The sequence below is a fragment of the Clostridium sp. HCS.1 genome (genome assembly GCF_047900555.1).
GTDB lineage: Bacteria > Bacillota > Clostridia > Clostridiales > Clostridiaceae > Clostridium.
Genome location: NZ_CP170704.1, coordinates 2,878,937 through 2,894,440, shown reverse-complemented (window position 1 = coordinate 2,894,440; position 15,504 = coordinate 2,878,937). Strand labels below are relative to the sequence as shown.

Annotated in this window: 18 protein-coding genes; 13 read left to right on the top strand and 5 right to left on the bottom strand. The window is 26.4% G+C overall.

The features are described 5' to 3' along the window. Positions 1 to 2 precede the first annotated feature (2 nt). From ACFYH6_RS13755 to ACFYH6_RS13740, 4 genes are all read left to right on the top strand, one after another. Entirely contained in the window at positions 3 to 668 is a 666-nt protein-coding gene (locus tag ACFYH6_RS13755) for a diphthine--ammonia ligase (RefSeq protein ID WP_416178351.1), read from the top strand. Further along, positions 661 to 2,154, top strand: coding sequence for a cobyric acid synthase (locus tag ACFYH6_RS13750; RefSeq protein ID WP_416178352.1), 1,494 nt, complete (start codon positions 661 to 663; stop codon positions 2,152 to 2,154). Before ACFYH6_RS13755 ends, ACFYH6_RS13750 begins: the two co-directional genes overlap by 8 nt. A 112-nt stretch (positions 2,155 to 2,266) precedes the next feature. Beyond that, a complete protein-coding gene (locus ACFYH6_RS13745; RefSeq protein WP_416178353.1) occupies positions 2,267 to 2,974 on the top strand; it encodes a phosphatase PAP2 family protein in 708 nt (235 codons plus the stop codon). A 201-nt stretch (positions 2,975 to 3,175) separates the two neighbouring features. Further along, positions 3,176 to 3,724 (top strand): NADH peroxidase, encoded by a 549-nt coding sequence (locus ACFYH6_RS13740; RefSeq protein WP_316342385.1) that lies wholly within the window; start codon positions 3,176 to 3,178, stop codon positions 3,722 to 3,724. A 40-nt stretch (positions 3,725 to 3,764) separates the two neighbouring features. Here ACFYH6_RS13740 and ACFYH6_RS13735 read toward each other — a convergent pair whose 3' ends face one another. Beyond that, complete coding sequence (locus tag ACFYH6_RS13735) at positions 3,765 to 4,238, bottom strand: DMT family transporter (protein ID WP_316342384.1); 474 nt, start codon at positions 4,236 to 4,238, stop codon at positions 3,765 to 3,767. A 16-nt stretch (positions 4,239 to 4,254) separates the two neighbouring features. Continuing rightward, the gene (locus ACFYH6_RS13730; RefSeq protein WP_416178354.1) at positions 4,255 to 4,677 is read right to left on the bottom strand and encodes a DMT family transporter; all 423 of its coding nucleotides are present in this window, start codon (positions 4,675 to 4,677) and stop codon (positions 4,255 to 4,257) included. 257 nt (positions 4,678 to 4,934) lie between these two features. Here ACFYH6_RS13730 and yeiL point away from each other — a divergent pair, with 257 nt between their 5' ends. The 3 genes from yeiL (at position 4,935) to trmB (ending at position 7,121) form a co-directional block, all read left to right on the top strand. Next, complete coding sequence (gene yeiL / locus ACFYH6_RS13725; RefSeq protein WP_416178355.1) at positions 4,935 to 5,621, top strand: transcriptional regulator YeiL; 687 nt, start codon at positions 4,935 to 4,937, stop codon at positions 5,619 to 5,621. A gap of 93 nt (positions 5,622 to 5,714) precedes the next feature. Then, the gene (locus tag ACFYH6_RS13720) at positions 5,715 to 6,362 is read left to right on the top strand and encodes a hypothetical protein (protein WP_416178356.1); all 648 of its coding nucleotides are present in this window, start codon (positions 5,715 to 5,717) and stop codon (positions 6,360 to 6,362) included. Between the two features lie 105 nt (positions 6,363 to 6,467). Further along, positions 6,468 to 7,121 carry a tRNA (guanosine(46)-N7)-methyltransferase TrmB gene (gene trmB / locus ACFYH6_RS13715; protein WP_316342380.1) on the top strand — a complete coding sequence of 218 codons (654 nt, stop codon included), beginning with the start codon at positions 6,468 to 6,470 and terminating at the stop codon, positions 7,119 to 7,121. Positions 7,122 to 7,149: 28 nt separating this feature from the next. On the opposite strand, the gene ACFYH6_RS13710 is transcribed toward trmB, so the two are convergent. Then, complete coding sequence (locus tag ACFYH6_RS13710; protein ID WP_416178357.1) at positions 7,150 to 8,436, bottom strand: aminotransferase class V-fold PLP-dependent enzyme; 1,287 nt, start codon at positions 8,434 to 8,436, stop codon at positions 7,150 to 7,152. A 142-nt stretch (positions 8,437 to 8,578) separates the two neighbouring features. On the opposite strand from ACFYH6_RS13710, the gene ACFYH6_RS13705 reads away from it, so the two are divergent. Both ACFYH6_RS13705 and ACFYH6_RS13700 read left to right on the top strand, forming a co-directional pair. Further along, on the top strand, positions 8,579 to 9,613 hold the full coding sequence (locus tag ACFYH6_RS13705; protein ID WP_416178358.1) for a hypothetical protein: 1,035 nt from the start codon (positions 8,579 to 8,581) through the stop codon (positions 9,611 to 9,613). Positions 9,614 to 9,615: 2 nt separating this feature from the next. After that, positions 9,616 to 10,242, top strand: a complete 627-nt coding sequence (locus ACFYH6_RS13700; protein ID WP_316342377.1) for a DUF4397 domain-containing protein — start codon at positions 9,616 to 9,618, stop codon at positions 10,240 to 10,242. A gap of 249 nt (positions 10,243 to 10,491) precedes the next feature. Here ACFYH6_RS13700 and zupT read toward each other — a convergent pair whose 3' ends face one another. Further along, positions 10,492 to 11,268, bottom strand: coding sequence for a zinc transporter ZupT (gene zupT / locus ACFYH6_RS13695; RefSeq protein ID WP_416178359.1), 777 nt, complete (start codon positions 11,266 to 11,268; stop codon positions 10,492 to 10,494). A gap of 123 nt (positions 11,269 to 11,391) precedes the next feature. Here zupT and ACFYH6_RS13690 point away from each other — a divergent pair, with 123 nt between their 5' ends. From ACFYH6_RS13690 to ACFYH6_RS13675, 4 genes are all read left to right on the top strand, one after another. Continuing rightward, positions 11,392 to 12,216 (top strand): alpha/beta hydrolase, encoded by an 825-nt coding sequence (locus ACFYH6_RS13690; protein WP_416178360.1) that lies wholly within the window; start codon positions 11,392 to 11,394, stop codon positions 12,214 to 12,216. Further along, positions 12,204 to 13,226, top strand: coding sequence for an acyltransferase family protein (locus tag ACFYH6_RS13685; RefSeq protein ID WP_416178361.1), 1,023 nt, complete (start codon positions 12,204 to 12,206; stop codon positions 13,224 to 13,226). Before ACFYH6_RS13690 ends, ACFYH6_RS13685 begins: the two co-directional genes overlap by 13 nt. Positions 13,227 to 13,405: 179 nt before the next feature. Next, positions 13,406 to 13,912 carry a hypothetical protein gene (locus ACFYH6_RS13680; RefSeq protein ID WP_316342373.1) on the top strand — a complete coding sequence of 169 codons (507 nt, stop codon included), beginning with the start codon at positions 13,406 to 13,408 and terminating at the stop codon, positions 13,910 to 13,912. A 217-nt stretch (positions 13,913 to 14,129) separates the two neighbouring features. Next, the gene (locus tag ACFYH6_RS13675; RefSeq protein WP_316342372.1) at positions 14,130 to 14,651 is read left to right on the top strand and encodes an ECF transporter S component; all 522 of its coding nucleotides are present in this window, start codon (positions 14,130 to 14,132) and stop codon (positions 14,649 to 14,651) included. A gap of 282 nt (positions 14,652 to 14,933) precedes the next feature. On the opposite strand, the gene ACFYH6_RS13670 is transcribed toward ACFYH6_RS13675, so the two are convergent. Next, positions 14,934 to 15,455 carry a dihydrofolate reductase family protein gene (locus tag ACFYH6_RS13670; RefSeq protein WP_416178362.1) on the bottom strand — a complete coding sequence of 174 codons (522 nt, stop codon included), beginning with the start codon at positions 15,453 to 15,455 and terminating at the stop codon, positions 14,934 to 14,936. Between the last annotated feature and the right edge of the window lie 49 nt (positions 15,456 to 15,504).

Genomic DNA, 15,504 nt, shown 5'->3' with positions numbered 1-15,504 from the left:
TTATGAGTAAAAAGTTTGTTATGTCATATAGCTGTGGAAAGGATAGTACATTAGCATTATATAGAATGATAAAAAATGGCCATAAGCCAGTTGCTTTACTTATTACTGTAGATAAAAAGGTATTAAGGTCTTGGTTCCATGGTGTTCCTCAGGATCTATTAGAAGAGGTTTCAAAATCTTTAAATATACCATTATTATTAGTAAAGTGTGAAGGTGAAGAATATAAATATGCTTTTAATAAGGCACTTAAGAAAGCTAAAAATGAGCTAGGAGCAGAAGCTTGTGTATTTGGAGATATAGATTTAGAAGCCCACAGAGTTTGGTGTACAGATAGATGCAATGAAGCTAATATGGAAGCAATTTTCCCATTATGGCTTGAAAATAGAGAAAAGTTAACTTATGAATTTATAGATAGTGGATTTAAGACAGTAATTAAAAATGTAAGATTAGATGTATTATCAACAGAATTCCTAGGTAAAGTATTAACTAAAGAAGTTGTTTCAGATATAGTGGCAGCAGGTTCAGATGCTTGTGGAGAAAATGGAGAATATCATACCTTTGCTTTTGATGGACCTTTATTTAAGTATCCAATTAAATTTAAAGAAAATGGGATTATTACAAATGAAACTCATGGATTTTTAGATATAGTAGGTATTATTAATGAGTAAAAGTATAATGTTTCTTGGAACAGCTTCTTCAGTTGGTAAGAGTACTATAGCAACAGCATTTTGTAGATATTTCAAAAATGAAGGAATGAAGGTTGCACCCTTTAAAGCTCTAAATATTTCTTTAAACTCCTATGTAACTGAAGAGGGCCTTGAAATGGGAAGAGCACAAGTTGTTCAAGCTGATGCTTGTGAAATAAAACCAAGAGCCTGGATGAATCCAGTATTACTAAAACCTAGTGGCAATATGAAAACACAAGTTATTGTAAATGGAAAAGTAAAATGCAATATTGATTCATATAAATATAGGGAGCTTAACAAGGAGTTAAAAGAAGTAGTTAAAGATACTTACGAAGAAATAGCGAAAGAGTATGAGTTAATAGTTTTAGAAGGCTCTGGAAGTTGTGCTGAAATAAATTTAAAGGAAAGCGATATTGCAAATATGCATATGGCAAAGGCAAGTGATTCTCCAGTAATTTTAGTAGCAGATATAGACAGGGGGGGAGTATTTGCCTCTGTAGTAGGAACTATAATGCTTTTAGATGAAGAAGAAAGAAATAGAGTAAAGGGCATTATAATTAATAAATTTAGAGGAAATATGGAATCTTTTAAACCTGCAATGAAACAGCTAGAAGAAATTATAAATATTCCAGTACTTGGAGCAATGCCTTACTTTAATTTAGATATAGAAGATGAAGATAGTGTTACTGAAAGAATATCTAATAAGATTAGTAATTGCAAAGGGATAGACATAGTTGTTATTAGATTGCCTTATATGTCTAATTTTACAGATTTTAATTCTTTAAGCAGATTAGAGAATGTTTCAATAAGATATGTAGATAAAGTACAGGAAATTGGAGACCCTCATTTAGTAATAATTCCAGGAAGTAAAAATACTATTGATGATATTAGATTCCTAAAGGAAAAGGGATTATATAGCAAGATAGTATCTTTAGAAGAAAAGGGAACTATAATTTTAGGAATCTGTGGTGGATATCAGATGATGGGAAATTATATTATAGATGATTTAGGTGTTGAAGGAGAAAAAAGAGTTGAAGGTGGGTTTGGGTTTTTACCTACTACAACTAATTTTAATAAAGATAAAATAACTAAGCAATCCTCTGGAAGAATTGTTTCAAATATTATAGAAGAGATTAATAATGTTGAAGTTTCAGGGTATGAAATCCACAATGGAGAAACTATAGTAAATAATCCTAATAATATATTTATTAAATTAAGTAATGGAGAAGTTGCAGGAGCCATAAATGACAAAGGAAATGCAATGGGTACATACTTGCATGGAATTTTTGATAATGGGGATTTTATTAAGCGTTTTATTAAAACCTTGATAATTAAAAATAATATTGAAGAGGACTATAATGAAGTTAGTACATATAGAGAGTACAAGCTTAATGAACTAGATAAGTTATCAAAGGTATTAGAGGAAAATATAGATATGGTAAAAGTTAAAGAAATTCTTAAGATATAAAGGAAAGCTTATAAATTCCTTAAAAATAAAAAAAATTAGCACAATATAATTATTATATTGTAAAATATATGTATTAGAGAAAAATAAATAAGACATAAAATGGGGTGGTTTTATGAGAAACTTTATTAAAAATATTATCTTTAAGTATAATATAAATGAAATAAAGTGGCTAGATTTAGCTTGGTTTATTATTTTGCCAATAATAAATATTAATTATATAATAGCGGGAGCACTAGCTAAGAGTGGTAAAGATCTATCATTAACTCTAGATAAAGAAATACCATATGTATCTGCATTTATTTTCCCATATATATATTGGTATGCTTTTATTTTCTTGGGATTAGTATTTATTTTATCAAAAGATAGAAAAAGGTATTTAAGATCTCTTATGGTGATTTATATAAGTATGTGTATTTGTTATTTATTCTATTATTTTTATCCAGTGGAGATATCAAGACCTATAATTTCTAATAATACATTACCTAATAGATTAGTTAATTTAATATATGAAGCTGATAGACCCTTTAATTGTTTTCCTTCAATTCACGTATTAAACACATATATTATTATTAGGTTTACAAAGATTAAAGATAATAAATCATGGTTTATTTATACAAGTATAATAGGTATATTAATAATTTTATCTACATTATTTATAAAACAACATTTTATTCTAGATGGAGTTGCAGCTATTATTATTGCTGAAATTGTTATTTTTGCAACTAAAAGAATAGAGGACAAGTATATAGAAAGAGCTTTAAATTTACCTTATAAAATTGCAACTAGAATAAAAAAGAAAATAGACATACCTATCAATTAAAATAAAAATTAAATAAATTTAATATATGTAATATATAAAAGATAGGAGTAGTTCAATATGCTTACTCCTATCTTTTACATTTTTATTATGAAATTATTAAAAAAATTATATAGAGTATTTACAAATAATAATCACTATTATATAATAAAAGCACCGAAAAAATAAATTATATAAATTGAATAATCTAGGAGGAGTTCATTAATGAAAAAATTCGTTTGTACAGTATGTGGATATGTATATGAAGGAGAAATGGCACCAGCACAATGCCCAATATGTAAGGCTGGATCAGACAAGTTTGTAGAACAAACAGGAGATTTAGCTTGGGCTGATGAACATAGAGTTGGAGTTGCTAAAGATGTAGATCCAAGAATTATGGAAGGATTACAAGCTAACTTTATGGGAGAATGTACAGAAGTAGGAATGTACTTAGCAATGTCAAGACAAGCTGATAGAGAAGGATTCCCAGAAGTTGCAGAAGCATATAAGAGAATAGCATTTGAAGAAGCAGAACATGCTGCAAAGTTTGCTGAATTAATTGGAGAAGTAGTAGTTGCTGATACAAAAGCTAACTTACAAGCTAGAGTAGATGCAGAACACGGTGCTTGCCAAGGTAAGAAAGATTTAGCTACATTAGCTAAACAATTAAACTTAGATGCTATACATGACACAGTACATGAAATGTGTAAAGATGAAGCTAGACATGGACAAGCATTCAAGGGATTACTTGATAGATATTTTGGACAAAACTAATATTTAAATATTCAAAGGAACTGTAAAAGCAGTTCCTTTTTTATGAATTAACACTCTTAGTTTCTATTAAGAGATTATTTTTCTTATCTACAAGCATATTATAGGATAATCCTAATAGTATTAATATTCCACCTAATATTTTCCCTATGGAAATTTTATTATAAGAATAGTAATCTATTATAATTCCTATAGAAAGTTGTCCTATAAATACTAATAAAGATAAAGAAAAATTAGATACTTTAGGAGTAGTGTAGTTTGAAAGTAGAACAACTAATATTCCTATAGCCCCACCTAAATAGGAGTAAAAAGGTAGACTTGAATAATTGGTATTTTGTATGTTTAAGTATTCTTTGCTTATTAAAAAGAAAATAAAAGCCACAATTAATCCTGTTAGGTAATTTATATAAGTTCCTTGCAGAGTTCCTATTTCATCAGCAATTCTAGAATTGAAAATCCTTGAAATTACTACGGAAACACCAGCTAATATAGCTATTAATATATATAAATAAAACATAAATACTATCCTCCTTTTAGTAAATAGTCATTACAACTATTCCTAATATAATTAATAATAATCCTAAGATCTTTTCTTTTTTAAAACTTATCTTCTGCATTTTAATTAGTCCAAAACTATCTATAATAATTGAAGAAATAGTTTGTCCTAATAAGCCTAGTGAAATAGTTAATGCTGCTCCAAGAGCACTAAAACTTATATTGTTAAATAAAACAGTAAATACTCCTATTATTCCGGCACTATATAATATTAATGGAATATCTTTACTAAAGCTAATTTTATATTTTTTTAATGTTAAAATTAAAGTCAATATAAGAAATCCTAAAATATGAATTACTAAAATCGATGAGTAATTACCTAAATGTTTTGATAAAACTCCATTTAGGCTAATCATTATAGTTATTAATATTCCAGTAAAAAAGGATAAGAAATTATACATGATGTTCCTCCAAAGCTTTTTATTTTCTAGGAATTTATAAAAATATTACCCTTTGAATAATTTTTTATAAATTCCTTTCCTTCCGTGTATGAGGATATAGATATTATATTCTGGCGACTTGGAGCCTGCGACGGAGCAAGGAATATAATATCTGTATCCTTTTTTATATTAATTTAACATATAAGAATTAAATTCTATTATGACATATGTCATAATGAGTATATAATATAGTAATAAAATTTAATAATGAGGTTAATATGAATATAATTAAAGATTTAAAACTAATAGAAAAATATATCACTATTCACAATATAGAGAATTTATTTACTTCATATATCAAAGAAAACTTAGAACTTCTTTTCTTTGATAAAAGAGAATTAATATTTAAAGAGGGAGATGAAATAGAATATTTAATGTTCTTTGTTGAGGGAAGAGCAAAGGTTTATATGACACTTGAAAATGGTAAGTTGCTATTATTAGATTTCTATAAAGAATTAGATACCTTAGGAGATTTAGAACTGGTAACTAATGACTTGTCAACCTGTAATGTAGAAGCAATAGAACCTTGTGTATGTATAGGGATACCAATAAAATTAATTAGAAATGTTCATATTAAAGATGTTAATTTGCTTAATTTTTTATGTAATTCTCTTGGAGAAAAATTAAAGAGATCCTCTAGAAATGCAAGTATTAATTTACTATATCCATTAGAAAATAGATTAGCTAGCTATATTATTTCTACTGTTGTAAAAGAAGAAAATAAGTATTTTAAATTTGATGATACCTTAACAATTATTTCAGAGCTTTTAGGAACTAGTTATAGACACTTATTAAGAACATTGAATAGATTCTGTGATAAGAATATATTAAAAAGAAATAAAGAGTCATACATTATCTTAGATTACAAGAAATTGAAAAGTCTTTCTGCTGATATATATAGATGATTAATTAACATATATTTTACATAATCTATATTTTTATATATTTTGCATATGATATAATAGAGAATGTTAATTTTAATGAAAAGAGGAAAACATATGAAGATAAAGAAGATATCAACACTTTTAGTTGGGATAATTTTAACAGTGGGATTAGCAGGATGTACAACAACTGGTAGTAATTTACCAGAAGGTGATGTTAAGGTAGTTAATCAAGAAATTCAAGGAGTAGTTGAATTAATATTAAAATCAGCAGACTATGGAAATGATAAAAGTACTGTTGCATCTATGGTATTACCTAAGGATTCTGAATATAATATAAATTTATCAATGGAAAAATACTTAAATGGAGAATTAGTAGAAACTAAGGAAATTGCTAATTATAGCACATCCAACATAGAGAAAGATTCAATTATTCATATAGTAATAAATACAGCCAAAACTAATGATGGTGAAGCCGATAAATCAATATATTCTATTGCAGAAATAGATTCAGAAAATACTAAGGATAGTAAAAATCCAGAATATAAAACAACTAAATATTATGGAGAAGCCATAGATTTTGATTCAAAATCTTCAGTTGCAAAAATAGGAAAAGCTTTAGATGAAGATGTTACCTTAGTTGGATTAGTGAAGTTTAAAGAAGATGATGCTGAAAAGTCTACAATTAATCTAGAAACATATAAGGATGAAGTAAGTAAATATTCTGAAGTTACCATAGTAAATGCAAAGGTAAATAAAAAATAATAACATTAGTATTTATGCAAATCATTCCATAGAAAAAATTAAATTTGATATAATGAATGTAAATTTGTATAATTGTTATGAATTAGAGTAAATGGAGTGAATAAGATGAGACTAAGAAAAAAGCCATGGGCTAGACCTGAATTAGAAGCATGTAATTTTTTTATAGTAAATCCAAGTGAATATAAAGGTAAATGGAGAGATTCATTTAATAATGACAATCCTATATATTTAGAACTAGGATGTGGAAAGGGAACTTTCGTAGCTGTTCATGGATCAGAAAATCCAAATATAAATTATGTAGCTATAGATATTAAGGATGAAGTATTAGTACTTGCAAAGAGAAATATTGAAAAAGCATATGATGAAAAAGGTTTAGAAGTAAACAATTTAAAGTTAATGGCACAAGAGATATTCTTAATTAATGATGTTTTTAGTAAAGAAGATATAGTTGATAGAATATATATTAACTTCTGTAATCCTTGGCCAAAGGAAAGACATAAGAAAAGAAGACTAACATATCCAACTCAACTAGAAAAGTATAAGGAATTTTTATCTAAGGAAGGTAGAATATACTTTAAAACTGATGATGATGAGCTATTTGAAGAATCTTTAGTATATTTTAAAGAATCAGGATTTGAGATAGAGTACATAACTTATGATTTACATAAAAGCGACTTTGTTGGAAATGTTAGAACAGAACATGAAAATATGTTTAGTGAACAAGGTATTAAAATTAAATTTTTAATAGCAAAGAGATAAAGAATAAGGAGCTGTTTTCACAGCTCCTTTATTTACTTAATTTACATATTAATTCTATAGTGTTTAAGAATATATCTATTTCCTTTAGAGAATTATATACTCCAAAGCTAGCTCTAACCATTCCAGGCATTTTGCAAGTAGTATCAACTAAATGTCTTCCTGATTCTTCAGATTTTACATTTAATAGTCTTTTTACATATGGATGAGCACAAAAAGCTCCTTGTCTTACTGCTATAGCTCTTAAGCTAGCTAATAGTTTTGCAGATTCTGCATGATAAATATCTTTAATATTAAATACAACTATACCAAGTCTATCATCTATATTTATATTATCAGCATAAGAAATAACATTCTTTATTGAATTAAGACCTTTTATAGTATGCTCTAATAATATTTTTTCATTTTTTTCAATTACATCATAACCTATATTTTCTAATTCCTTCATTGCCTGAACTAAGGCAATAGAACCAAAGAAATTAGGGCTACCAGCTTCATCTTTTTCAGGAGGTGTTAATAGTATTTCTGAATCATCTAAAACAGATTTTACTGTACCTCCACCTTTTAGATCAGAGTTTAATCTTTCAAAATCTTCTTTTAACCCAATAATTGCTCCACTACCAAAGGGTGCATACATTTTGTGAGCAGAAAAGACTAAATAGTCAATGTTATTTTTACTAAAGTCTATTTTTTTATGAGCTACAATTTGAGCACCATCTATTATTAGTTTTGCATTATAATTATGAACAAGATTAGATAAATAAGATAAATTATTTATATAACCTGTAACATTTGAGGCTGCAGTAATAGTGACATATTTAACTAAACCCTTATTTTTATCCAATAAGTATTCTAGTTCATCTAGTTTTAGTCTACCATTTTCATCTACTTCAATATATTTTAAATTGCATTTTCCTCGCCAAGGTAAGTCATTAGAATGATGTTCCATTCTGGTTGTAATAACTATATTACTTTTATCTTCAATCAATATATTTGATAATCTATTTATACCTTCTGTAGTATTATTTACAAAGATTACAGTATATTTTTCTTTAGAAGCATTAAAGAAATCTAAAATATAATCTCTTGATTCAGCAAAAATTTTAGTTGAATACTCTGATTTTTGGCCAAGGCCTCTACCTATTGCACCATATAATTCACAAGCTTTTGTAATTCTATCAAGAACACTTTTAAATACTGGAGTTGTAGCTGCATTATCAAGATTAATTGCTATTATTTTATTGTTATCAATAATTGGTACCTTCTTATCAAGGCCTATAAATAAATGTCTAAAAGAATTATTTGTTAAATCATTCATAGCAAAACCTCCTTTTCTATAATATTCAGTTAAGTATAGTAAGGTGATAAGAAACTAATAAAGTTTGGTCTATTGCAAATAAAAAGAACATATATAAAAATATAGCGTATAATTATAATGAAATATTTTTTGGAGGAAATATATGTATTATAACAATATGAATGGAAATGAAGAAGATTTAAAGTTCATACCATTAAATATAACTGAACCATTCAGAGAAAAAGATTCAACATGGTTTCCTATTATAGATATGGCATTACCTGCATTTAATGAAATTCCAAATAGTTTTGCATTAAAATTTATTACACCTATGGATAATTCTAATTTACAAGGAAATACTTTAAAGACTTTAGATTATATTCAAAATGATAATTCTAATTTACAAAATAATAATCAAGCAGCAAAGAAATTTGAAAAAGATTTTAATCTAGAGTACCCATCAGAAACCTTAAGTGAAGAATTGTTTTCCTATAATAAGGAGGATAAATGTAAAAAAGGGACTAGCAATACAAATAACGAAAATAACAATGCAACAAATATGCAAAAAACTAATAATAAAATGAATAAGTTTAATGAAATTAGCAATTTAAATGTAAGTAATAATTCTAGCGGAATGAATAATCCAAATACAATGAACAATCCTAATTGGATGAATAATCCAAATACAATGAACAATTTAAATTGGATAAATAATAATAATGAGACAAATAATCCGAACATGTTGAATAATCCAAATGAAATGAATAATTCGAATTCAGTAAGTCACCCTAATACAATGAATAATCCTAATGGAATGAATAATCCAGGTGCAGTAAATTATCCTAATACAATGAATAATTTAAATGGAATGAATAATCCAAATGCAACTAATAATCCAAATGGAATGCAAAATACGAATATGAAATCAATGATTAATAATAGAAATTATATGGAAGAGCCAATTCATATGGAGCTTTTAAGGAATTTAAGCTTTGGAGATTATTTAACTAAATCTTATAGAGGTGAAGAAGATAATAATTTAGATAAAGTAGATATGATTTATGGATCTATCAAAAATGATAATTCTATAATGGATACTTTTAAGGCCTATAATATTCCTAAACCTATTTATCAGTTAATCACTAAAAAAATAATTAAAATAACTTTAGATGATGAAAATTGTAAAAAGGGGGAATAGTAATGTTATTTCGTCAAAACTTACCTAATTTACAAAGTAAAATAAGATTTATTCATGCAGTTCCGTCAGCACCTACAGTGGATGTTTACTTAAGTGGAATGCCAATGGGAAAGGATTTAGCATTTTCAGATATAACATGTTATGAAAATATTGCACCTGGTACTTATGAATTACAATTGTATAAGCCAGGTACTTATGATAAACCATTAATAACTAAAGATGTAGATATTATGCCTAATAGTAGTTCCACTACCAGCATAGTAACATTAGGTGGAGATTTGGATATTTTCACATTAAATGATGCAAGTGTTAAGGATAAAGTGAAAATTGGAAGCTGCTTTCTAAGATTTATTCATTTATCTCCAAATGCACCATTAATATCCTTATCATTAGTTAATGATATAATTCTTTTTAATAATGTTGAATATTTAGAAACTACAGGATATTATCCACTTTCACCAGCAATATATGACTTTAAGGTTACCTTTTCATCATTTTCAGAATTGTTTAAATATATTAATGATAGAAAGCTTACCAACGGAAAATTTTATACTATATATATTATAGGTTTATTAAATAGAGAACCTAAATTAGGTTATCTTCTTGTGGAAGATGGAAGAGACAGTTAGGGAATGAAGAGTTAATAATGAAATAATTAAAGAATGAAAAAGTAAAAGAATTAAAGAAGAAACTCTTTTGGGAGTTTCTAAAATAGATACTTTTTAGTAATTTGTTTCAAATTACATCAAAAATGATACATTTTTAATTTGAGCTGTTTACGACAGCTCCTTTTCTTTTGCTTTAGATAAATAAATATCATATTGCGATGATTTGGAGTTTTTACGAGGTCGCAACGAATATGATATTTATTTAATCTCTTAATGTGAATACATATGGCTTAATATAATCGTTATGATGCCTAAAAAAATAGAGAAAAGGTAGGTCTTATGATATTTATATTCCCTTGCAGTTGGGATTAGTTCTCCAAAGGATATATATAGCATTATTCCTGCTACTAAGGCAAAGGTTATAGCTAAAATTATTTCATTAATATAGGGTCTTAAAAATAGAAAAGCAATAAAAGCACCTAGGGGTTCAGCAAGACCTGAATAAAAGGTATATTTAAAAGCTTTAGCTTTACTATTTGTAGAGTAATAAATAGGCATTGCTATAGAAATACCTTCAGGGATATTATGAAGAGCAATAGCAAGGGCAATAGAAATCCCTAAAGAGGTATTTTCGTAGCCTGAAACAAAGGTAGCAATCCCTTCTGGAAAGTTATGTATCATTAATGCAATCATTGATACAAATCCAACTCTATAAAGTTTATCAGGATTTGAAGTTTTAAAATTTGTAGGATTATCTGGTATAAATTTATCAATAAGTAAAGCAATGATGACTCCAGAAATTAAAAAAAATAAAGCTAGGAAAACTCCTTTCAAATTGCCACGATACTTTCTCAAGGTTTCTTCAGCTGAAGCAAATAAATCTGTAAAGGATACAGTTATCATAACACCTGCTGAAAAAGATAAGGCAAAGGTTATTAATTTTTTGTTCTGTATTTTAGAAAAGAATAATATAAATGCACCTATTACAGTAGATAGTCCTGCAATTAGGGATAATATTAACGGTATAAAAGATTGACTATGTATCATAAAATTCTCCTAAAAAGCACTTAATATATTATTAAATATATTAAGTGGAATTAATACTATGCAAAATTAATGAAATTTTATAATATATAATTAATGAGATTATGTGATTTGGAGAAAAAAAGTATGTTTCGTTATAGGATAGAAGAGAAGTTTGCTATGATTCCCATAGTAATTAAAGCCTTTATGATTAATTTGTTAAGTAGGAAAAATAATTTTAAAACATATAAATATGGTGATAACATTAAACAATATTATAGAGTTTTTGAAGGGGAGGAAAATAAGCCAACAATATTATTTATTCATGGTGGAGGATGGTGGCATGGAAGTCCCAAAACATCTAGCTGCATTGGAAAATATTTTAATGATTTAGGGTATACAGTTGTTATTCCTGCATATAGATTAGTACCATTATATAAATACCCCACACAAATTAATGATGTTTTTCAGGCTTTAAAAGATTATATATCTAAAAGGAAAAATGTTAATGATATCTTTGTTATGGGATTTTCTGCAGGAGGAGAATTATCTGTAAACTTAGTATTTAATTTAGAAAAGCAAAGTGAATTTAATATAAATAAAGATATTTTTAAGGGCTTAATAACTATATCAGGAGTTTTAGACTTTGATAAATGCACTTCTAAACATTCAAGAACTTTAATAGATAATTATATAGGTTATGAGAATAATGCAGAAATAATTAATCCAATTAATTTAATTAATAAAGATATAAGTATAGATGTTCTTTGTATTCATGGGAATAAAGATCCATTAATAAATATAGAAAACTCTATTAGTTTTGTTGATAGAGTAAAAAGTTTTAATGGAAATGCTAAATTATTTATAATACATGGAAAGTACCATTCAGATATAATCTCTTTATTCTTAAATAAAGGAGAAAAAGAATCTAAGAAAATATTAGGTTTTATAGAAAAAGTATGGAAAAAATAAGGGATAGAAATTATTTAGTAGATAATTTAAAAGTAATATTAATTTTCTTTGTAGTGTTTGGACATGTAATTGAGTACTATATTAAAGATAATATTGAATTAAGAATAATATATATTTTTATCTATACATTTCATATGCCACTTTTTGTTTTTATATCAGGGTATCTATCTAAGAATTTTTATAGGATGAAAAGAAAAGCAGTAGAGAAATTACTAATACCTTATATAATATTTAATATGATCTGGTATACAGCAGTTTATATTGGAACTAAAAGATTTATGTTTTCTGTTATATCTCCAGGATGGACATTATGGTATTTGCTAAGTTTGTTTTTTTGGAGAATTTCACTAAAATACTTAGTTAGATTTAAGTATGTTCTTATATTAAGTTTCTTAGTTGGAGCACTAGTAGGAGTTATACCTAGTATTGGGAGTATATTATCCATATCAAGAACTATTGTATTTTTACCTTTTTTCCTTTTAGGGTATTATACTAAAAAAGAGCATTTAGATAAGATAAGTAATTTTAATAAGTTACTATCTATTTTAGGAATAATTATTTTTTTATTCTTTGCTATATATGTAGTTAAGATGGATCTGTTTGATTATAAGTTTTTATATTACTCTTATTCTTTTAAGGCATTAGATGTTTCATTATTAAGAGGAATTCTTTTTAGGATTATTTTATATATTTTTTCAATAATATTTAGCATTTGTGTTATATCATTAGTTCCAAAGAAAAAGAAATCATATACTAATTTAGGAAAGGCCACTATGAATATATATGTATTTCATATATATCTAGTAATGTTAGTTTATTTCTTTATACCTAAGTGGAATATTGGAATAATTCCCAATATAATAGTTCTATTAAGTCCATTTCTTATAATTTATCTTTTATCTCGCAAAAGAACTAATAAAGTATATGAAGGAATATTTTTTCCAGTAAATGCTAGCATTGATACTGGGAAAAAAACTTATAAAAAGTATAAAAAAAATAAGAAAACATAACTTATTAAGGATAAATTTGAAATTTACACTTGAAAAAATTAAGTTTAATAATATATAATGATAGATATTATATCAGCGCGTATAATTGTTCAGCGTAAAATCCATGGGGATTTTACGCTTTTTTTATTATATTTATGGTATAAATGAAAAAAATTTTAAATTAACAAAGGAGAGAAAAAATGGAGTTTTATATGAAATTACCAAGAAATAAGAAAGAGTTCGTACTATTTATGGCGGTTGTTTCTATTATATCAGTAAATATTATCGCACCACTAATTACATGCTTCGAAATAGGATTTAATATGGGGGTATGGATGGATGTTTATAAAATAATGCCATTTATATGGATAAGCGTAATAATACTTGTATTACTAACACATAAACCAGCAAGTTATCTTACTGAAAAAATAGTTAGCAAAGAGGATAGTTTTAATTCACATATAGTAATTAATATTTTATGCACAGTCTTTCTTATGTCGATATTTTTAACTGTAGTAGGAACATGGATAGGAAGTAGGCATATAAGTCTTGAGCCAATAACAATGTTTTTCTATAAATGGCCAAGAAATTTTGCCATTTCTCTTGGAGTAGAATTGTTAATAGCTCAACCTATAGCAAGGTTTGTAATGTTAAAATTACATAATAGACAAGATGAAAAAGAAGATTTATCTTATCAAACTGAATAATTTATAAAGATTTTTACTATGAAGAGGCTGTAGAAAAATTAAAAATTAATAATGAAAAATGTAAAGTTAAGGGTCAGACTCCTTTCAGAGTTTATAAAATAAATAAATATCTTACCTATAAAAGTAAAATAATTATACAAAACTTTGAAAATAAATATTTACAAGTGAATATATAATTATTATACTAGTGTATATACACTAGATAGGGGGATTTTATATGGATATCAGTAATAAAATTAGAAAAATGGTATTTGCAGCTGTATTAACAGCTATAGCAATAATTATTCCTACTCAATTTGGCTTTTTAAGAATAACACTTGGACCATTTACAGCAACTATTGGGTCTCATATTCCAATGTTTTTAGCAATGTTAATATCACCATCAGTTGCAGTAGTTGTAGGGGTAGGATCAGCATTAGGATTCTTTATAACCACTCCATTAGTTGTGGCTGCAAGAGCATCAATGCACATAATAGTAGGATATGTTGGTGCATTAATAATTAGTAAAGATAAGAATTTAAAAAAGGCAATTGCTTTTACTGCACCTATACATGGAATTTTAGAAGGACTGATAGTTATTCCTTTTGGTTTTTCTGTTTATCAATTTGTAGTGGTGGTTGCTATTGGTACTATTCTTCATCATTTTGTAGATGGAGCTATATCTTATGCATTAGCTAATGCTTTAGCAAAAGCAAGAAGAAAAGATCTTTATGAAGTATTTACAAGTGAAGTAGTTTAATATATATTAAGAAATAAAATCACTAAGATAACTATTAAATACATACTTATCTTAGTGATTTATTTTATTTTCTAGGAATTTATAAAAATATTACCCTATGAATAATTTTTAAGTGATACCCTAAATCTTTGATTTAGTTTGGTAGAACTTATACCTTCGAATGAATATGAGAAGGTATTTCATTTATAAATTCCCTTCCGTCATTATATGAGGATATAGATATTATATTATGGCGACTTGGAGCCTGCGAGGTCGCAAAGAATATAATATCTATATCCTTTTTTATCGCTTTGAATATTTCATTATTACTATGCCATCTTCAATATAATATGAAGTAAGATTTAAATCTATTTTAGGGTTATTATCTAAAAATAACTTTCTTCCTTTACCTAAGATAGTAGGTATTATTCCTATAATATATTCATCAATTATATTATCTTTAATGAAGTTATCAATAAGAATTCCACCACCAAATAAGTATATATTTTTACCTGAATTTTTTAAATCAAGTATAGTCTTACATATATCTCCATTTATAAAATGGAAGTTATCATAGTCATCTATTTCTTCTGAAGTTGCAATATATACTTCTTTTTCTTTATAGTCTTCATGAAAGCCTTGAAAACAGCAGTTTTTCCCCATAACTACAACATCAATATCTTCTACAAATCCTTCGAAATCATATTTGGTTTCTGTATTAAGAGAAGAGTTACCATCTCCAACAATCCATTCAAAGCTACCATCTTCTTCAGCTATATAACCATCTAAACTCATTGCTAAGTTTAATATTATTTTTCCAATCATATTATTTTACTCCTTAAATTTATATTATTCATAATATTTATAAAAGAAT

Bases quoted from the DNA above. Each gene is read 5' to 3' on its own strand.
- ACFYH6_RS13755 (WP_416178351.1), top strand. From the start codon at position 3: ATGAGTAAAAAGTTTGTTATGTCATATAGCTGTGGAAAGGATAGTACA.
- ACFYH6_RS13750 (WP_416178352.1), top strand. From the start codon at position 661: ATGAGTAAAAGTATAATGTTTCTTGGAACAGCTTCTTCAGTTGGTAAG.
- ACFYH6_RS13745 (WP_416178353.1), top strand. From the start codon at position 2,267: ATGAGAAACTTTATTAAAAATATTATCTTTAAGTATAATATAAATGAA.
- ACFYH6_RS13740 (WP_316342385.1), top strand. From the start codon at position 3,176: ATGAAAAAATTCGTTTGTACAGTATGTGGATATGTATATGAAGGAGAA.
- ACFYH6_RS13735 (WP_316342384.1), bottom strand. From the start codon at position 4,238: ATGTTTTATTTATATATATTAATAGCTATATTAGCTGGTGTTTCCGTA.
- ACFYH6_RS13730 (WP_416178354.1), bottom strand. From the start codon at position 4,677: ATGTATAATTTCTTATCCTTTTTTACTGGAATATTAATAACTATAATG.
- yeiL (WP_416178355.1), top strand. From the start codon at position 4,935: ATGAATATAATTAAAGATTTAAAACTAATAGAAAAATATATCACTATT.
- ACFYH6_RS13720 (WP_416178356.1), top strand. From the start codon at position 5,715: ATGAAGATAAAGAAGATATCAACACTTTTAGTTGGGATAATTTTAACA.
- trmB (WP_316342380.1), top strand. From the start codon at position 6,468: ATGAGACTAAGAAAAAAGCCATGGGCTAGACCTGAATTAGAAGCATGT.
- ACFYH6_RS13710 (WP_416178357.1), bottom strand. From the start codon at position 8,436: ATGAATGATTTAACAAATAATTCTTTTAGACATTTATTTATAGGCCTT.
- ACFYH6_RS13705 (WP_416178358.1), top strand. From the start codon at position 8,579: ATGTATTATAACAATATGAATGGAAATGAAGAAGATTTAAAGTTCATA.
- ACFYH6_RS13700 (WP_316342377.1), top strand. From the start codon at position 9,616: ATGTTATTTCGTCAAAACTTACCTAATTTACAAAGTAAAATAAGATTT.
- zupT (WP_416178359.1), bottom strand. From the start codon at position 11,268: ATGATACATAGTCAATCTTTTATACCGTTAATATTATCCCTAATTGCA.
- ACFYH6_RS13690 (WP_416178360.1), top strand. From the start codon at position 11,392: ATGTTTCGTTATAGGATAGAAGAGAAGTTTGCTATGATTCCCATAGTA.
- ACFYH6_RS13685 (WP_416178361.1), top strand. From the start codon at position 12,204: ATGGAAAAAATAAGGGATAGAAATTATTTAGTAGATAATTTAAAAGTA.
- ACFYH6_RS13680 (WP_316342373.1), top strand. From the start codon at position 13,406: ATGGAGTTTTATATGAAATTACCAAGAAATAAGAAAGAGTTCGTACTA.
- ACFYH6_RS13675 (WP_316342372.1), top strand. From the start codon at position 14,130: ATGGATATCAGTAATAAAATTAGAAAAATGGTATTTGCAGCTGTATTA.
- ACFYH6_RS13670 (WP_416178362.1), bottom strand. From the start codon at position 15,455: ATGATTGGAAAAATAATATTAAACTTAGCAATGAGTTTAGATGGTTAT.